Raw genomic sequence first — 17,207 nt, forward strand, 5'->3', positions numbered from 1 at the left:
GTGAGCAACGCCGAACACGTTTGATAACGAAAAGCTATGTCTAGCCGTTATGTGCTTTAGTGACTAAGATCGACCAAAGGCTCTGACTTCAGTTGGACTTTTTGTTTTTTCATGATTTTGGCTACATTGTCGACGGCTTGACTGACGTCTTCCGCACTCGTTAACACGGTGTACTCAAGATCGAAATGTTTTTGTTCGCCAGCTTTTATGGTCGGCACTAGGCCTAACGGCCGTTGATATTTTGTATTATACGCATAGCTTGTACCAGGCTCGATTCCCGTTACATAGCCCTGTTTTAATGTGTCAGTGTTTTTCCAAATGGTTAGCACTGGGAGCTGCTCGGTTTTAAATCGCATCGAAACACCAGAGTTGGCATCTTTATTGTGTAAAACAGCAAGAGAGTTGCCTTCTGGGTCACTAATGGGGTTTAAGTTAAATACCATTTCATCAAAATCTTTTGTTGGCCCTAAATAGGTTTGCCAGCTTTTAAGTCCCCCTTTTGCATAGTCATTAAATGGAGATATTTCACTTGCTGCTGCATGGACTTTGGCGCCTTTCTCTAGGATGGGTTTACCAAAGTTTGAGTGGTAGATGATTTGATATTCATCGTCGTAATCAGCTTTGTTGGTGAGCGTATCGTTTATTGAGAAGGAATTTTCGCCAGGAATGATATTCAAACGCGTTTCTGTCGAAAGGTTTGATTTTTTAAAGGTACTCTCTGCAACAACCCCGGTGACAGTAATTGTATGTGGGGCTTCATCGTCTATTTCGACTTTCACCAGTGAGGCGGGAGTGTTTTGAACTCGCCCATGAAGGCTGAGCAATTGCCCATTTTCATCAACACCGGGATGGCCTGTCCATTCGTACCCACAGCGAACTAGCATTTCATTGAAGCCATCTAACCAGCCAAGGCCGTTTCTGCTTTCAAGATCAATAAAAGCTGGATTGACTATCTCTTTGACGGGTGAATCCCATCCAAGAATCCGCTTACCCTCCTTGCGCACCTGGTAGATACCCATACCTCGAGTTGGTACCAGTGTCAGTTCTAATTCACCGTTATCGATGATGATAATGTCCACGCCACTTTGTTTACCTGTATTGAGTCGCTTTTTTTCAATTGAAAAGGGGGTTGTAGTGTTAATTCCAAGTTCTTGCGCCGATGTTTTCCAATGATCCACGTAGGTGTTAGTTGCGCTATCGGTGAGTACAAATTCTGCTGAAAGGGCGTAGATAGGTGTGAGTAGAGCAACAGTTGCCAGGACGTTTTTGATTATCATCTTAGTCTTCCTCATTTGTTGTGTTTAGCTGAATCGTTTCAGCTTAAATTCTACGCTCATTATTTGAACAGACAAATTGCTGAAAGTGACCTTGTTATTCAGCTCTTTAATTTTTATTAACTGATTTTGAATCATGAGTGCTGACTCACGTTCAGCATTACACAGTTAGCGGGAGTAATTGGGCGGAGTTATCGGGGACAGGCACTTTTGGTTAGGCGACTTAGGGGTGGTAAAGTTAACATACAGTAGAGCGGTTCTTGGTATTTGAAGGAGACAACCCATGGCTGAGTATGACACAGAAAAGACCGGAGTTATCGGGGACAGGCACTTTTGGTTAGGCGACTTAGGGGTGGTAAAGTTAACATACAGTAGAGCGGTTCTTGGTATTTGAAGGAGACAACCCATGGCTGAGTATGACACAGAAAAGACCGGAGTTATCGGGGACAGGCACTTTTGGTTAGGCGACTTAGGGGTGGTAAAGTTAACATACAGTAGAGCGGTTCTTGGTATTTGAAGGAGACAACCCATGGCTGAGTATGACACAGAAAAGACCGGAGTTATCGGGGACAGGCACTTTTGGTTAGGCGACTTAGGGGTGGTAAAGTTAACATACAGTAGAGCGGTTCTTGGTATTTGAAGGAGACAACCCATGGCTGAGTATGACACAGAAAAGACCGGAGTTATCGGGGACAGGCACTTTTGGTTAGGCGACTTAGGGGTGGTAAAGTTAACATACAGTAGAGCGGTTCTTGGTATTTGAAGGAGACAACCCATGGCTGAGTATGACACAGAAAAGACCGGAGTTATCGGGGACAGGCACTTTTGGTTAGGCGACTTAGGGGTGGTAAAGTTAACATACAGTAGAGCGGTTCTTGGTATTTGAAGGAGACAACCCATGGCTGAGTATGACACAGAAAAGACCGGAGTTATCGGGGACAGGCACTTTTGGTTAGGCGACTTAGGGGTGGTAAAGTTAACATACAGTAGAGCGGTTCTTGGTATTTGAAGGAGACAACCCATGGCTGAGTATGACACAGAAAAGACCGGAGTTATCGGGGACAGGCACTTTTGGTTAGGCGACTTAGGGGTGGTAAAGTTAACATACAGTAGAGCGGTTCTTGGTATTTGAAGGAGACAACCCATGGCTGAGCATGACACAGAAAAGACCATTCCCGAGCGTGACCAACGGCGGTTTGCGGTGTCGGCTAACCGAGCCAAAGCGAGTCATCGTGTTCGCTACGTCGAGTCGGGCGGTGCCTCGGTGGATAATGAAGAATGCACGTTTTGCCAAGCGGTGCCGGGTTTGACTGACCTGGAAGCAGACAAAGAAGTAGAGGGCGATAGTTAACTAAATTAACGGGACAGGCTCTTTTTCTTGCCTCTCTCATTCAACCATTCAGCGCCCACATGCTTACGATACTGTTGGGACAGCCACCTCACTTTCTGCCTGCAGCACGCAATACTGTACTACCGATGTCGTTCGTGTGATTTACTTCTCTCTTTACTAATGATTCCAATATCAATAGTCGATCCCCCTCACATCTGTGATGTTTACAGATGGTGAAATTTTTCTTTCATCTGCATTATTTGCTCATATCGAAACGTTTCGATGGCGTTTTCCTGAGAGAAAACGTTGATCACAAGAAAACGTGCCAGCGCATAGTGAGTGCTGATTAAGTCCATCGTGAGTGAGAAGGTGATGAATGAATAAACATGGTTTGCTCCATCCAGAACTTGCACAGTTAGTCACCCAAATCGGGCATACCGATGAATTGACGGTGTGTGATGCGGGGCTGCCGATCCCCAACTCGGTGTCGCGTATTGATTTAGCGCTAATCCAAGGCGTGCCGAGCTTTATGCAAACGGTCGAGGCGGTGTTAGCTCACACCTGCATTGAGTCGGTGGTGATTGCAGAAGAGCTTGCAGAGGTCAGCCCCGCGCTACATCAAACTTTGCTTGCGCGATTAGAGCAAGAGAGTGCTGCGCGTCAGCAGCCGATCACTGTGACCACGATCAGCCACGAGGCGTTTAAAGCACGCACGGTGCAGAGCAAAGCGGTGGTGCGCACCGGAGAGTGCACGCCTTATGCCAATGTGATTTTTCAAGCCGGTGTCACCTTTTAGGTCGGCCTAAGCGAGTAACCACAATGACGCAACCTATCTTACAACTCAGCCAAGTCGTAAAAACTTTTCCCGGGGTGCGCGCCCTCGATGAGGCGAGCTTAAATGTCTATCCCGGCGAGGTAATGGCGCTACTCGGTGAAAATGGCGCGGGCAAGTCCACGTTGATGAAGGTACTCACCGGGATTTATCACGCCGACAGTGGCGACGTTAACTATCAAGGTGAGCCGGTCTCGTTTAAAGGCCCACGTGATTCGCAGCAAGCGGGGATCAGTATTATTCACCAAGAGCTCAATTTGATACCAGAGCTGACCATTGCAGAGAACATCTTCTTAGGCCGCGAGTTTACTAACCGGTTTGGCAAGATTGATTGGGCCAAGATGGCTGAAGAAGCCGATAAGCTGCTGGCGCGTTTAAATGTGAAAGCACGCGGCACCACGCCACTTGGCAGCCTGAGCTTGGGTGAGCAGCAAATGGTGGAAATTGCCAAAGCGCTGTCGTTTGAGTCGCAGGTGATCATTATGGATGAGCCGACCGATGCTTTGACCGACACCGAAACCGCCTCGCTGTTTGCGGTGATCAACGAGCTGCGAGCGCAAGGCTGCGGCATTGTTTATATCTCTCACCGACTAAAAGAAATTTTTGAGATTTGCGATCGGATCACCGTGTTACGTGATGGCAAGTTTATTGGTGAGTATCCCGTTAGTGATACCGATGAAGATGGCCTGATTGAAATGATGGTGGGCCGCAAACTCGCCGAACAATACCCACGAAGTGATGTCACCCCTGATGGGATAAGCCTTGAGGTGGAAAATGTCAGCGGCCACGGGGTGGAAGAGGTGAGTTTTCAGCTACATCGTAGTGAAATCCTGGGTGTATCGGGCTTGATGGGCGCCGGGCGCACGGAGTTAATGAAAATAATCTATGGCGCCATGCCGCGTGAAGCCGGCGTGATCCGGCTTGATGGCAAGGTGATTAACCCAGTGAGCCCGCAAGATGCGCTGGCCAACGGCATTGCTTACATCTCTGAAGACCGCAAAGGCGAGGGCTTGGTGCTGGGTTTATCGGTGAAAGACAACATGTCGCTCAGTGCACTCGATAAGCTCACCCATTGGGGAAAAATACAGCCGCGTGATGAAGTGATGGCGGTGGAGGATTTTATTCGCCTTTTTAATATCAAAACCCCCACCCGCGAGCAAATCATTGGCAACTTATCGGGCGGGAATCAGCAGAAAGTGGCGATCGCCAAAGGGCTGATGACCAAACCGAAAGTGCTGATCTTGGATGAGCCGACTCGGGGGGTCGATGTCGGTGCCAAAAAAGAGATTTATCAGCTAATTAACCAATTTAAAGCCGAGGGCATGAGCATCATCTTGGTGTCGTCAGAAATGCCCGAAGTGCTTGGCATGAGCGACCGCATTTTAGTGATGCACGAAGGCCGCGTATGCGGTGAGTTTGATGCCAAAGACGCTAACCAAGAAACTCTGCTTGCCTGTGCGGTAGGCAAAAATGCCAATGAGGATGCAGCATGAGTGAGAATGCAATGAATAAGTCCCAGCCGTCAGAAGATGGACGTAAACCCCTGTTCAGCAAAGCGTGGTTGATTGAGCAAAAATCACTCATTGCCCTGCTGGTGCTGATCGTGGTGATGTCATTTTTAAACAGCAACTTTTTCATGGTCGACAACCTGCTTAACATCCTGCGTCAAACCTCGGTGAACGCGATTATCGCCGTAGGGGTGACATTGGTGATTTTAACCGCGGGCATCGACTTGAGTGTTGGCTCGGTGTTGGCGCTGTGTGGCGCGTTTGCCGCGAGTTTGATTGCGGTTGAAGTGCCTGTGTTAGTCGCGGTGCCCACCGCTTTGTTTGCAGGTGCGGCGATTGGTGCCATGACTGGCGTCGTGGTGGCCAAAGGCAAGGTACAGGCGTTTATTGCCACCTTGGTAGCAATGACCCTCTATCGCGGTGTCACCATGGTGTATACCGATGGTCGTCCCATCTCAACGGGCTTTACTGATACCGCCGATGCGTTCGCTTGGTTTGGTACCGGCTACCTGTTGGGCATTCCCGTCCCTGTGTGGCTGATGGCAATCGTGTTTATCGGCGCGTGGTATCTGCTCAATCATACCCGTTTTGGCCGTTATATTTACGCACTTGGTGGCAATGAATCGGCGGCGCGGTTATCGGGCATTAATGTCGATCGAATCAAGGTGGGTGTGTATAGCCTGTGTGGCATGCTCGCGGCGCTGGCAGGGATCATCGTCACCTCGCGCCTGTCCTCTGGACAACCGACCGCCGGTACTGGCTATGAGCTTGATGCGATTGCCGCGGTGGTGCTGGGCGGCACCAGCTTGATGGGCGGTAAAGGCAAGATTATGGGCACGCTAATTGGTGCGCTGATTATCGGCTTTTTGAACAATGCCCTCAACCTGCTGGACGTGTCGTCTTACTACCAAATGATTGCCAAAGCGGTGGTGATTTTGCTCGCCGTGCTGGTGGATAACAAAAACAAATAGCTGCTTTAGACAAAGCTTTTCGAAATAGAGCTTATTGGGACAGGCACTTTAAGTTAGCGGGACAGACACTTTTATTTCTGTTTTATTAGCAAGCAAAAACAATACCCTACAAACACAAAAGGACTGAACGCATGAAAAAACTGACTACCTTGATTACCACTGCGCTACTGTCGTCAACGCTGAGCATCAGTGCGCAAGCGGAAGATAGAATGGCAATCGTGGTCTCAACCTTAAACAATCCATTTTTTGTCACCATGAAAGAGGGCGCAGAGCAGAAAGCACAAGATCTTGGTTATGAGCTCTTGGTGCTTGATTCGCAAAACGACGCCAGTAAAGAGCTATCGAATGTGGAGGATTTAACCATCCGTGGCGTTAAAGCCATTTTGATTAATCCGACTGACTCAGATGCGGTCTCAAACGCCATTCGTATTGCGAATCGCGCGGAGATCCCGGTGATCACCCTAGACCGTGGCGCGAGTCGTGGGGACGTGGTGAGTCATATTGCTTCTGATAACGCTCAAGGCAGTAAAATGGCGGCGGAATACATCATCGGTAAAGTCGGTGAGCGAGCCAAAGTGATCCAACTTGAGGGTATTGCCGGTACTTCGGCAGCACGCGAGCGTGGTGAAGGCTTTATGGATGCCATTGAAGGCACCGACGTTCAGCTACTCGCCAGTCAGCCAGCGGATTTTGACCGTACCAAAGGCCTGAACGTGATGGAAAACCTGCTTGCCGCACATCCAGATGTGGAAGCGGTATTCGCCCAGAACGATGAAATGGCATTTGGCGCGTTGCGCGCGGTGCAGGCATCAGGCAAAGATGTCACCATTGTTGGTTTTGATGGCACCAAAGATGGCATTGCGGCCGTCGAGCGTGGTCATCTGGCAGCGACCATCGCTCAGCAACCGGGTATGATTGGTGAGCTGGGTGTCGAAACTGCGGATAAAGTGCTGAAAGGCGAGTCGGTAGACAGCTATATTCCCGTGCCGCTTAAGGTGATCAGCCAAGAAACGATCGCTGAATAAGCCGCCAGGGAAACGTATAGTGAGCACCATCGGGTTCGCACTGGGTGGTGCTTTTTTGATTTAAAAACGGTAAGGAATAGTAATGAGCCGATTGGTTGTTCTTGGCAGCGTCAATGCTGATCATGTTTTACGCGTCTCTAGTTTTCCTCGTCCCGGAGAGACATTACACGGTCGAGACTATGCGGTGATAGCTGGCGGCAAAGGGGCGAATCAAGCGGTGGCAGCGGTGCGTTGCGGTGCTGATGTTGCCTTTATTGCCAGTGTGGGTGACGACGCCTTTGGTCAGCAGATTCGTCAGTCTTATGCGCAAGAGGGGATGGATGTCAGTGCGATAAAGGTACAGCCTGATACGCCGACTGGGATTGCGATGATCCAAGTGACTGATCAGGGCGAGAACAGTATTGCGCTCTCCGCAGAAGCCAATGCGACTCTGACAGCGGAGACCATCAGCGATGATCTCACAAAAATCGCCGACGCTGACTATTTACTGATGCAGTTAGAAACACCGATGTGCGGCATTGAAAAGGCGGCGTTTCATGCTAAAGCGGCAAAGACACAGGTGGTGCTTAATCCCGCCCCTGCCGCACCGCTGAGCGACGCGCTTCTTGCCGCGGTCGATATTATCACCCCGAATGAAACGGAAGCCCAAAGCCTGACGGGTATCGCGGTAACAGACACCGCCAGCGCCCAAGCGGCCTCGGACGTTCTCCATGAAAAAGGGGTAGGGACTGTACTGATCACCCTCGGCAAACAAGGCGTGTGGCTGAGTGAAAAGGACGAACAAGCGGGTCAGCTCATTCCTGGGTTCCGTGTCGATGCCGTCGATAGCACTGCCGCGGGTGATACCTTTAATGGGGCATTGGTGACAGGACTCATAGAGGGACAGACACTTTATCAGGCGATTCGCTTTGCGCATGCCGCGGCGGCATTATCCGTGACAAAGCGTGGCGCACAAACCTCGATTCCTTCTCGTTCAGAGGTTGAGGCGTTTTTGGCCCATCAAGATGCTTAATCGTTATTTCACCTTAGTCAGCGGAGCGCGATAAATGGCGACCATGAAAGATATTGCCAAACGGGCGGGCGTGTCGACATCGACGGTCAGTCATGTCATTAACAACACCCGTTATGTGAGTGAGGCGATTGCTGAGAAGGTAAACCAAGCCGCGAAAGAGCTTAACTATTACGCCCCTTCGGCACTGGCTCGCAGCCTAAAAGTGAATCGAACTAAAACATTTGGCATGCTGGTGACCACTTCCACCAATCCGTTTTTTGGCGAAGTAGTAAAAGGCGTCGAGCGCAGCTGTTATCACAATGGCTACAGTTTGATTTTATGCAACACGGAAGGCGATGCTGAGCGTATGCGTGCTTCAATTGATACGCTGTTGCAAAAGCGGGTCGATGGTTTGATTTTGATGTGTTCGACCTTGGAAGGTGAGCGGATTGAAGGCTTTGATCGTTATCCGGATATTCCCGTGGTGGTGATGGATTGGGGGCCGATTGATTTTGCTTGCGATAAAATTCAAGATAATTCCTATCAAGGCGGCTATTTAGCGACCCAGCACTTGATTGACTGCGGCCACCGCCAGATTGGTTGTATCAGTGGTCCTTTGCTTAAACAACAAGCACAGCGCCGTTTTCAAGGCTTTAAAGATGCGCTGCGCGATGCTGGACTTACTGAGAACGCCGACTGGATGGTAGAAGCGGACTTTGAGTGTGAGGGCGGCTATCAAGGCATGCAAGCGATCGCCGCGAGCGGCTCCCTGCCGAGCGCGATTTTTGCCGGCAATGACATGATGGCGATGGGCGCGATCAATGCTGCTAATGCACTCGGCATTCGGGTACCCGAGGATCTTTCTATCATGGGGTACGATGATATCCATCTCGCTAAATTTGTCTCGCCCTCGCTGACCACTATTCACCAGCCCAAGTACCGTCTCGGTCAAGCAGCTGTCGAAACGCTACTCCACAAACTGGATGACCCTCAAAGTGATAGCCAAACTGTGCAGCTCGAGCCAACGTTAGTGGTGCGCGAGAGTGTGAAGCGGGTATAGCTATTGGGCGAGCTATCGGGGACGGCGGACTATCGGGGACAGGCACTTTAGACTATCGGGGACAGGCACTTTAAGCTAAGAGCTAGAACTAACGGGACAGGCACCTTTATACCTTTATAATTGCTCTAGCGGGCTGGGGGTGAAGCCGTTATGATGCCTGTCCTCAATGGCCAACCAGTAAATTTCCTCGTTATGTTTTCAATTGTCGACCAAAACCAATACTTTGTGGTGATCAATAAGTACCACGGCGTTAGCGTGCAAAAAGAAGCCGATCATTCGGCACTTCTACCGGCCGTGGCGGCGCATATTGGGGTTGAGAAAGTCTACCTTGTGCATCGGTTGGACAAGATGACATCGGGCTTGCTGCTGCTGGCAACTTCTTCTCATGCGGCGTCTGTCCTCTCAGGGCTGTTTGCTTCTCGCGAGATAGAAAAGTTCTATTTGGCATTAAGTGCGAAAAAGCCGCGTAAGAAGCAGGGATCGATCGTTGGTGATATGACTAAGGGGCGGCGAGGTAGCTGGAAATTACTGACCAGCAAAGATAACCCTGCGAGAACGCGTTTTACCTCTATTGCTGGTGGTGAGGGGCGGCGACTTTTTCTCTGTCGGCCTTACACAGGCAAAACCCATCAAATTCGCGTGGCGATGAAAAGCATTGGCTCTCCGCTCATCGGTGATGATTACTATGGCGGCGAGCCAGCCGATCGTGGCTACTTACACGCTTATGGGCTGCAATTTACGTGTCGTTTTGCCGATGATCAGCCTAAAACACGCTATAGCTATGTGCTGCCCCCGAGCCAAGGCGAATCATGGCCAGCCTTACCGGTGGAGTGGGAGCAGCCTTGGCACTTAATTAGCTAGCACATCCAGTTGCATCGATAGCGTTTTTGAGAACTTGCCGGCCGCGGGTATCGCGAACCAAAATGGTATAGCTGATGCCACTGTCTAACATATTGCGGATATCGTTATCCTCGCAATAACGACGCTCTAAGCCGGAAAAGAGCTGCCCCGGTGCTTTTTTTGCATTCTTCTCCAGAAGCGTCAGCTCGATAATGACATCTTGCGCACGAGCGCGAACCAGTGAGTAGCCTTCAATATCCATCGGCAGTAACTGTGCAATCATGTCTGCACGTTGGGTTGCTGCTTCTGCGGCTTGATCATGCTGGGTGCTGCTACATGCACTCAGTATTAGCCCAAGGCCTGTCATCAACAATACTTTTACTAATCGCATTAGACAGGATCCTGAGGAAGCACTTTTTTGAAAGGTTTAACGGTTACGTCTGCATAGACGCCAGCGGCAACATAAGGGTCTTTGTCGGCCCAGGCTTGGGCGGCTGATAATGACTCAAACCAAGCGATAACGGTTGACCCCGTAACTTCGCCCGGCTCGTCGCTATCAACGGCAGGGTTTGGTCCTGCAATCATCAAGCGGTTTTCTTTTTCCAATTGGTGTAAGCGCTCAAGGTGTGCGTCGCGCGCTTGCTTGCGGAGCGGTAGGCTGCTCTCGACGTCTTGCGAATAAATGAGATACCACATCGTCATTGTCCTTGATAGATGTTTATAGCCATTAGGATACAGAGTCCAGATTTCTGAGTACAGTGTATTAGTGAGTATTGGGGAGTATAAAGTATTGGGGGGACAGGCACCAAAGTTAGGCACCAAAAGTAAAGTATTGGGGGGACAGGCACCAAAGTTAGGCACCAAAAGTGAAAAGTACCGAGAGTAGGACAGACACTTAAGCATTCTTAAGTATTTAACGTGCCTGGCCCCAATGAGCTCCATTATCAGCATTGCTAATGTGCCTGTCCTGACAAGATCAAAAAATGAATGGCCTTTACCTTCCTGTTACTGGAAGGCTTATTCTTCTGCAAAAACGGTCAGGAGATAATATGGGATGCTGTAATCAATCCCCGGAGGGTGGATCAAAAGGGCTGAAGCCGCTCTTAAAAGCGGTGGGTGTGTTGTTTGTACTGATAATGGTGCTGGCCTATTGGATTGGATGAGGCCTTAGCGAGTTTATTTGGTGTTTACGTTATTGGGATGCACTCAACGACAAGCCCAATTCACTTTAGATCATGACGCCGGTCATGCGTTTTAGGCCTAGTGTCGGTAATACCGCCTGAATACTCGATAGTGAACCTACGATATTCCCGCCCTCTAAGTGAGAGCATGTACTTAACCAGGTTTCACGTGAGATGTTCAGCTGTGTGAGTAGCTGTGGTCTCGGGAGTGAATTGGCGTTCTGGCTCTGAGCGCACGTCCATTCTACCAGAGCCAAATAGTCCATAAGGCGAAAAGGGATACCGTCGGGCATCGACTTTCTCGGGTTCCCGGCGAAGGGGAATAAGCCGGCTGGGGTCGCTTTATTTTGCTCGAGTGATTCAACGCGCTTTTTAATCGATGTGTAATTGGCATGCTTAGGCCGCTTGGTGATACCTGCTCGCACTGGGTTCAAATCGACATAGGCCATCGCCGCAGCGAGTGCTTTTTCATCTAATATTGCTTGGCTTTTAAAGCGTCCCTCCCAAAAATGCCCTGAACATTGATCCTCTCGGTTCGCTTGTGTCGAAATATATTGATTGAGCAGCTTCATAAACCAGCTGACAGACATCAAACGTTCGCGCCAGTTCTCAATGATGCGAAAACACGCTTTTCGCTCTGAGTGAGAGAGCGATTCACCCTGATAAAAACGTTGGATAAGCGCAGGCGCTTGATGAAAGGCTAGCCAGCGTTCAACAACCTCGATATTGGTTAAAGACTTAGCCGCTTTGGCGTTGATATGCAAAACAACGTGATAGTGATTGCTCATAATGGCATAAGCACAGATATCGATACAAAATGCTTTGGCGAGTGCAAGTAAACGCGTTTCTATCCATGTGCGACGATGCTCATAGCTTTTTTGTGACTGCGCATCATAGCCGCACAAAAACGAGCGGCGCACACAACGTGAGACACAATGGTAATAGGAGGTGGCGGCTAAATTTATTTGCGATGCGCGAGCTTTGGTCATCGTCGGTCCCTCTTAGCATCTAGGTATGAGTAAAATATACTGTATAAATGAACAGCCTTCATCCTTTCTAGCTAGAGTTTTCGTGACAGTGCAAGAAGTGGTGTAATTATGAGCGTTGTTATTTTCTTAACATGTCTGTCCCAAGAAGTACTTCTCGAGAATAGTAAGTAGTGATGGCGTAGCGTCGTAACAGGGACACTCACTACAGAGTGCCTGTCCTGATAGGGGAAAAGGTTCGAACGTTGGAGAAAAACGACGAGGACAGTCATCAAGAGGTGACTGTCCTCGCTAGAAATCAATTATGGATGCGTAAAGGTGTCTGTCTTGGCAAGAAACTGTCCTCGCGAGAATCAACAGTGCCTGTCCCAATAAGAAGAAGTTAGGCCGGAACGCCGCTGTGAAAGCGGAATTGGTTATCGGGTGCTTGGATGAGTTCGGCTTCGCGCTCGCCGATGGTTTGAATGCGGCCGCGAATGTCTTCGCCGGCGATAGTTTCTGCAAGTGTCAGGTAATCTTGATAATGGCGTGCTTCCGACCGCAGTAGCGAGATGTAGAACTTTTGCAGTTCATCATCGAGGTGCGGGGCGACTTTAGCAAAGCGCTCGCAGGAGCGTGCTTCAATGTAGGCGCCAATAATCAGTTTATCGACCAAGGTTGCGGGCTCATGAGTGCGTGCCGCGCGCATTAATCCTTTGGCGTAGCGACCTGCTTCTAACGGTTGATAAGGAATGCCGCGTGCGTCCATGATCTCAATCACTTGCTCAAAGTGATGAAACTCTTCTTTGATTAAGCGGACCATTTTATCAATCAAGGCTTGGCCGTGGGCAAACCCCGCTTTGGGAGTTAAAGGCGCGCTGAGACCGTTTTTGCGCGCGTGGAAGATCCCATCGCGAACGCCGCGATAGACAAAGTCCTCATAGGGTTTGGCCCATGCCAGCAGTTGCTCGCCACTCGCCGCGTCAACCGCATATTTACGGATCAGCCACATCGCGGTTTGGCTGGCTTTTAATTCGCAGTTTGCGTGATCGCGCAAAAGAATCGATTGATTGTCAGGCTGAATGGCCGCTTCAATCCAACTGTCGGGGGTTTGACAGTGCAGAAAACCATGAATAGGGGTGAGTAGGGTATTAATTTCTTGGCGTAGCATGCCGGAAACACTCTCAGACTGACAACAATGGCTGAGCATTATAAACAGATGGGATGCAAGCGCAAAGAGCTGGCAGCGCAGGAGGCGCTGCCAGGTGGGCGAATTCGGCCTACTTGTTCGATGCCCAAGGGGAACGGTATTGAATACCGAACTTGTCTAAACGCGGTAATTGCGCTTTGAGTCTGGCCAGATAATCGAGCCAGTCACGGCGCTCACTGTGGCTCCAAGCCGCTTCTGCAATGGCGGTAAGCCTTGGAAATATCATGTAATCGAGCCTGTCCTGATTGGTGATCAGTTCACTCCAGAGTGCACATTGCACGCCTAGCATGTGCTCACGGGCGGGGTCGTCATTTGCGAGGCTTGCCAGCGGCTCATATTGGTAGGCTTTCTCTAATGGCGTGACGCCCGCCCAGTCGAGCCCAGGCTCGGTAGCAGCATAATCTTGCACCATATCGAGATAGGTCGCCTGACCGGGGGTTAAAATCACATCAAAACCGTGCTTTGCACAGTGCAATGCGGCGTCTTCGCTTTGCCATGAATAGATCACGGTATTCTTGCTGACTTTATCGCCGTGCTGCACTTCTTCCCAGCCAACCATACGTTTGCCTAAGGCGCGTAGCTTTTGCTCAGCGTAGGTCAGTATCTGTCCCTGTAGCGAAGCGGTCGTTTCTCCGTTCATGCGTCTGTCCCGATAAATTGGGCTATCCGTCCATACCCCGTCAGGGACTTCATCGGCGCCAATATGGACCCATGAGGCAGGAAAAAGCTCGGCGACTTCACTTAATACCGTATCTAAAAATCTATACGTGCCATCAAGGGCTGGCGATAATACGTTATCGGTGTAGTGTTGTACGCTGCGGTAAGTAGAGCGGTCGTCGGCATCGTGTAGCCAATCAGGCAGCGCTTTGATGGCTGCGCGACAGTGGCCGGGAATATCAATTTCTGGAATGACGGTAATACCGCGGGCCGCGGCGTATTCAATCACGTCACGCACCTCTTCTTGGCGATAATAGCCTTCGTGACGTTCTGCAATATGACTGAACTGCGGAGCAAGGCGGGTATTGGGGCCGCGTTGACTTCCATAGCGCGTCAATTCAGGTAGGGCTTTAATCTCCAGTCGCCAACCTTCATCGTCGGTTAAATGCCAGTGAAAGGTATTGAACTTAAAGTAGGCCAACTGGTTAATCAGTCGCTTTACCGTGTCCACCGAATGAAAATGGCGCGAGCAATCGAGCATCATCCCTCGATAAGCAAAGCGTGGTGCATCGCTGATTTTGATTGCCGGTATTCGAAGCTGTGTTTCATGCTCTTGGCAAAGTTGTAATAGCGATGCGCAGCCGTGAATAAACCCGCGCTCAGCACAGGCTTGGATAACCACGCCTTGGTCGGTGACGGTGAGCTGATAGGCCTCATCACGGTGGGCGATATCTCGAAGTGCCGAGTCGGGTAACGGCCGTAAGATAATAGCATGATCGCCAGTTACCGCATCTTGGTGGCGTGGGTCGAGTGCAATATCGGCTTGCGGGTACATACGAACCCATTCGTTACTTAACCACTGCGCGGCGGGCAGGGCCTGTGGATCCACCGCGATTAACGGTGTTGTAGGTGAAAGCGTAAAGTACCCTGGCTGGTGGCGCACTGATTTGGGCACCGGAATAATGGCGTGCTCTGCGGGATGAACATCTGGAATCGTTGATCGTGTGGTATGAGTGTGTGCCAAGTTAATGGGAGTGAGCATCACTGAATATTGCTCGCCATTGGCATAGAGCAGCGCATCTTTAAAGCCGGCACAAAGGAACCGTAATGGCGGCGTGTGGGCATCAAACTCGATGTACAAGCTTTGATTGGCATCGAGTGTTTGATGCGCCGGTGTAATGACGCAATAACTACCGATTTGCTCAATACTGCCTTGTGACAGTGTATTGGGGGTGATGAAACGATCAAACAATACCGCAATGGACAGCGCTTCCAGCGAACGGTCGGTAAGATTATGCAAGGTTAACCCCATTCGGCTGCGCGGTGGGGTGTCATTGGGGTACTCGTTGATCACACTAAGATCGAGCCGGTAAGTCATCACGCGTTCTCCTTGTTCGAGTGGCCGTTGCCAACCAGTGTTTGCGCACTGATGGCGAGCATAAACCAGCTTGCATGTGGTAACCACTGCTCGCCCCATCGCCAGTTTTGCGCCATATCATCGCAATATGGTGCGGGGTTGAAGGCAATCTGTGTTTCATCCTCCATCCCTGCGGTAATGCCATTGCAGATCCCCCCTTTGGCATTAAAAAATCCCAAGTGCGGTAGGTAATCTGGGTTGTTGTGACCATGTCCATCGAGCATGCAGATATCAAATGGGTTTAAACCGAGGATCCAATTAAGCGCCCGTTGGCTAAAGGTGTGGAGGGCCGCATTTAGCGCATTGTCTTGAATATGGCGCGTGGCATGACATGCAAAGGTTGCCAGCGACCCCAAGCGTGCATTCTCGCCTTGCCACCAATAGCCGGTTTCATTGTGGTGAGGAATAAAGTGACGTACCTGTTTGACGCCTTCGACGGGTTTGACGTACTGACGTGGATACGCGAATGGATTATCGGCGGTTTGTGTTAGGTTGAGCTCAAACTGGCAGGCGCGTTCCAGTGCTGTTTGCGCGATAGCTTGGTGGTGAGAGTCAGTTTCCACATCGAGGTAGCGAACTAATGCCAAGCCGGGTAGACCTGCATCGGCGGCATGGTAAAACGGGCGGCCGCCATCAGTATTTGCTGACCAATAATACTGGCAAGTTTCATCACTGCACTGCCGTGCGACCAGCTTTTTCATCCAGCCTCGAGCCTCGTTCAAGAAGGGACAGTCACTGTTCGCACTAATGTGTCTGTCCCCAGAACCTAAAGGTGCCTGTCCCGTTAAATAAGCGTGACTGTCCCCGGTAGATTGCTCTTCGGTAGACTGCCGAGTGGCGTGATGTAACTCACATGCGGCGAGAAGAGCGCAGGTTTCGTCAATAATGTTGGGCTCACCGTCATCAAGGTAATGATGGTTATGTTCAACCAAATGCCAGTAGCCGCGAATGGCGGCATCTAAATAGCGTGCTTGTTGGTCTGGATCCGCGCAAAGCGGGGATCGGCTTGCGGCGGCAAGGGCAGCAATCGCCATGCCGCCGCCTTGACGAAAACCGGCCTGGTAAGCCTCACTCATCACTCCATCTTGCGTCGCGTAAGCGCAAAGAGTGCGGCGCTCTGGGTCTTTCGACCATTGATCAAACACCGTCATATAAAAAAAGCCACTGGGGTCTTGCATACGGAGAAGAAAATCAGCGCCGTGTTTCGCTTCATCTTCTAAGCGCGTGCGCATAAACGCGGGCAGCGTTTCCGAGCTAAATTGGCTGGTAAGATCGGCCAGTCCCCAGGCCAATAGCGGGATTTGTTGCGGATTGAAGTAATTGGCGTAGGAAAGGTGGCTCAGGTATTTGCTCACATCGCCAGAGGCATCGTACCAACCACCAGAGACATCCACGCGTTCATCAGAGCCGAATACCTTGGCGTGCTGATCCGCGTGTTCATAGATGCCGCTACACCGCTGCGATTTAAAATAATGCAGCAGATCGGAAAACGTGGTGTGAAACAGGCAATCGTCAATGATCTCAAACGGATGCGAATACACAGGTGTTTCTGTTAGTAATGCTAGTTGATAGCGTCCACGATGCGCAAAGGCAGAAAAATCGAGGGTATAAGCCGTGCCAGTCTGCCAGTTGCTTAACTGTGTGCCTTGGTGTAATTCAAACTGCGCGACCACGTTATCGAGTGGTGCTGTGTCTGTCCCGTGAGTAAGAGTGTCTGTCCCCGTAAAATTTTGCGCGCCTTCTGCGGCATCATTAAAGTGCCTGTCCCCAGAGGAGGAGGCAGCTTTGTCCGCCGAGCTAAATGTGCCTGTCCCCTTAAGAGGAGGCAGGGAAATCAGTGCCACGGGCGTGCCGGTGAGGCGGTCGCTGTCACTGACGATCACCGCGTATTTGTCACCGTGTAACGAGTAGCCAATGTGATTGGTCAGCACTTGCATGATGGTATC

15 protein-coding genes are annotated in these 17,207 nt (G+C 50.4%); 8 read left to right on the forward strand and 7 right to left on the reverse strand.

Annotated features, from left to right (window positions below; all coding sequences use genetic code 11):
• Positions 1-56: 56 nt before the first annotated feature.
• The gene (locus tag WN56_RS13035) at positions 57-1,277 is read right to left on the reverse strand and encodes an aldose 1-epimerase family protein (protein WP_046075411.1); all 1,221 of its coding nucleotides are present in this window, start codon (positions 1,275-1,277) and stop codon (positions 57-59) included.
• A 1,141-nt stretch (positions 1,278-2,418) separates the two neighbouring features.
• Here WN56_RS13035 and WN56_RS13040 point away from each other — a divergent pair.
• The 8 genes from WN56_RS13040 to WN56_RS13075 all read left to right on the forward strand — a co-directional run bounded on the left by WN56_RS13040 (position 2,419) and on the right by WN56_RS13075 (position 9,852).
• A complete protein-coding gene (locus WN56_RS13040; RefSeq protein ID WP_046075412.1) occupies positions 2,419-2,625 on the forward strand; it encodes a hypothetical protein in 207 nt (68 codons plus the stop codon).
• Positions 2,626-2,980: 355 nt separating this feature from the next.
• Positions 2,981-3,400 carry a D-ribose pyranase gene (gene rbsD, locus WN56_RS13045; RefSeq protein WP_046075413.1) on the forward strand — a complete coding sequence of 140 codons (420 nt, stop codon included), beginning with the start codon at positions 2,981-2,983 and terminating at the stop codon, positions 3,398-3,400.
• A gap of 23 nt (positions 3,401-3,423) precedes the next feature.
• Positions 3,424-4,929 carry a ribose ABC transporter ATP-binding protein RbsA gene (gene rbsA / locus WN56_RS13050; RefSeq protein WP_046075414.1) on the forward strand — a complete coding sequence of 502 codons (1,506 nt, stop codon included), beginning with the start codon at positions 3,424-3,426 and terminating at the stop codon, positions 4,927-4,929.
• Positions 4,926-5,915, forward strand: a complete 990-nt coding sequence (gene rbsC, locus WN56_RS13055) for a ribose ABC transporter permease (RefSeq protein ID WP_046075415.1) — start codon at positions 4,926-4,928, stop codon at positions 5,913-5,915. Before rbsA ends, rbsC begins: the two co-directional genes overlap by 4 nt.
• A gap of 131 nt (positions 5,916-6,046) precedes the next feature.
• Positions 6,047-6,940, forward strand: coding sequence for a ribose ABC transporter substrate-binding protein RbsB (rbsB, locus tag WN56_RS13060; RefSeq protein WP_046075416.1), 894 nt, complete (start codon positions 6,047-6,049; stop codon positions 6,938-6,940).
• Positions 6,941-7,022: 82 nt separating this feature from the next.
• On the forward strand, positions 7,023-7,952 hold the full coding sequence (gene rbsK, locus WN56_RS13065; protein ID WP_046075417.1) for a ribokinase: 930 nt from the start codon (positions 7,023-7,025) through the stop codon (positions 7,950-7,952).
• A gap of 34 nt (positions 7,953-7,986) precedes the next feature.
• Positions 7,987-8,991 carry a substrate-binding domain-containing protein gene (locus WN56_RS13070; RefSeq protein ID WP_046075418.1) on the forward strand — a complete coding sequence of 335 codons (1,005 nt, stop codon included), beginning with the start codon at positions 7,987-7,989 and terminating at the stop codon, positions 8,989-8,991.
• A 192-nt stretch (positions 8,992-9,183) separates the two neighbouring features.
• Complete coding sequence (locus WN56_RS13075; protein ID WP_046075481.1) at positions 9,184-9,852, forward strand: TIGR01621 family pseudouridine synthase; 669 nt, start codon at positions 9,184-9,186, stop codon at positions 9,850-9,852.
• On the opposite strand, the gene WN56_RS13080 is transcribed toward WN56_RS13075, so the two are convergent.
• The 6 genes from WN56_RS13080 to WN56_RS13105 all read right to left on the reverse strand — a co-directional run bounded on the left by WN56_RS13080 (position 9,845) and on the right by WN56_RS13105 (position 17,198).
• The gene (locus WN56_RS13080) at positions 9,845-10,222 is read right to left on the reverse strand and encodes a GspS/AspS pilotin family protein (RefSeq protein ID WP_046075419.1); all 378 of its coding nucleotides are present in this window, start codon (positions 10,220-10,222) and stop codon (positions 9,845-9,847) included. The two genes, WN56_RS13075 and WN56_RS13080, sit on opposite strands and share 8 nt — an antisense overlap.
• On the reverse strand, positions 10,222-10,527 hold the full coding sequence (locus WN56_RS13085) for a YciI family protein (protein ID WP_046075420.1): 306 nt from the start codon (positions 10,525-10,527) through the stop codon (positions 10,222-10,224). Before WN56_RS13085 ends, WN56_RS13080 begins: the two co-directional genes overlap by 1 nt.
• A 532-nt stretch (positions 10,528-11,059) precedes the next feature.
• Positions 11,060-12,001 (reverse strand): transposase, encoded by a 942-nt coding sequence (locus tag WN56_RS13090; protein WP_046075421.1) that lies wholly within the window; start codon positions 11,999-12,001, stop codon positions 11,060-11,062.
• Between the two features lie 379 nt (positions 12,002-12,380).
• The gene (locus tag WN56_RS13095; RefSeq protein ID WP_046075422.1) at positions 12,381-13,148 is read right to left on the reverse strand and encodes a tRNA-(ms[2]io[6]A)-hydroxylase; all 768 of its coding nucleotides are present in this window, start codon (positions 13,146-13,148) and stop codon (positions 12,381-12,383) included.
• A 109-nt stretch (positions 13,149-13,257) separates the two neighbouring features.
• Positions 13,258-15,222, reverse strand: a complete 1,965-nt coding sequence (locus tag WN56_RS13100) for a beta-N-acetylhexosaminidase (protein ID WP_046075423.1) — start codon at positions 15,220-15,222, stop codon at positions 13,258-13,260.
• A complete protein-coding gene (locus WN56_RS13105; protein ID WP_046075424.1) occupies positions 15,222-17,198 on the reverse strand; it encodes a glycoside hydrolase family 9 protein in 1,977 nt (658 codons plus the stop codon). Before WN56_RS13105 ends, WN56_RS13100 begins: the two co-directional genes overlap by 1 nt.
• Positions 17,199-17,207: the final 9 nt, after the last annotated feature.

This window comes from Salinivibrio sp. KP-1 (assembly GCF_000968645.1).
In the GTDB taxonomy this organism is placed as follows: domain Bacteria; phylum Pseudomonadota; class Gammaproteobacteria; order Enterobacterales; family Vibrionaceae; genus Salinivibrio; species Salinivibrio siamensis.

Bases quoted from the DNA above. Each gene is read 5' to 3' on its own strand.
- WN56_RS13035 (WP_046075411.1), bottom strand. From the start codon at position 1,277: ATGATAATCAAAAACGTCCTGGCAACTGTTGCTCTACTCACACCTATC.
- WN56_RS13040 (WP_046075412.1), top strand. From the start codon at position 2,419: ATGGCTGAGCATGACACAGAAAAGACCATTCCCGAGCGTGACCAACGG.
- rbsD (WP_046075413.1), top strand. From the start codon at position 2,981: ATGAATAAACATGGTTTGCTCCATCCAGAACTTGCACAGTTAGTCACC.
- rbsA (WP_046075414.1), top strand. From the start codon at position 3,424: ATGACGCAACCTATCTTACAACTCAGCCAAGTCGTAAAAACTTTTCCC.
- rbsC (WP_046075415.1), top strand. From the start codon at position 4,926: ATGAGTGAGAATGCAATGAATAAGTCCCAGCCGTCAGAAGATGGACGT.
- rbsB (WP_046075416.1), top strand. From the start codon at position 6,047: ATGAAAAAACTGACTACCTTGATTACCACTGCGCTACTGTCGTCAACG.
- rbsK (WP_046075417.1), top strand. From the start codon at position 7,023: ATGAGCCGATTGGTTGTTCTTGGCAGCGTCAATGCTGATCATGTTTTA.
- WN56_RS13070 (WP_046075418.1), top strand. From the start codon at position 7,987: ATGGCGACCATGAAAGATATTGCCAAACGGGCGGGCGTGTCGACATCG.
- WN56_RS13075 (WP_046075481.1), top strand. From the start codon at position 9,184: ATGTTTTCAATTGTCGACCAAAACCAATACTTTGTGGTGATCAATAAG.
- WN56_RS13080 (WP_046075419.1), bottom strand. From the start codon at position 10,222: ATGCGATTAGTAAAAGTATTGTTGATGACAGGCCTTGGGCTAATACTG.
- WN56_RS13085 (WP_046075420.1), bottom strand. From the start codon at position 10,527: ATGTGGTATCTCATTTATTCGCAAGACGTCGAGAGCAGCCTACCGCTC.
- WN56_RS13090 (WP_046075421.1), bottom strand. From the start codon at position 12,001: ATGACCAAAGCTCGCGCATCGCAAATAAATTTAGCCGCCACCTCCTAT.
- WN56_RS13095 (WP_046075422.1), bottom strand. From the start codon at position 13,148: ATGCTACGCCAAGAAATTAATACCCTACTCACCCCTATTCATGGTTTT.
- WN56_RS13100 (WP_046075423.1), bottom strand. From the start codon at position 15,222: ATGACTTACCGGCTCGATCTTAGTGTGATCAACGAGTACCCCAATGAC.
- WN56_RS13105 (WP_046075424.1), bottom strand. From the start codon at position 17,198: ATGCAAGTGCTGACCAATCACATTGGCTACTCGTTACACGGTGACAAA.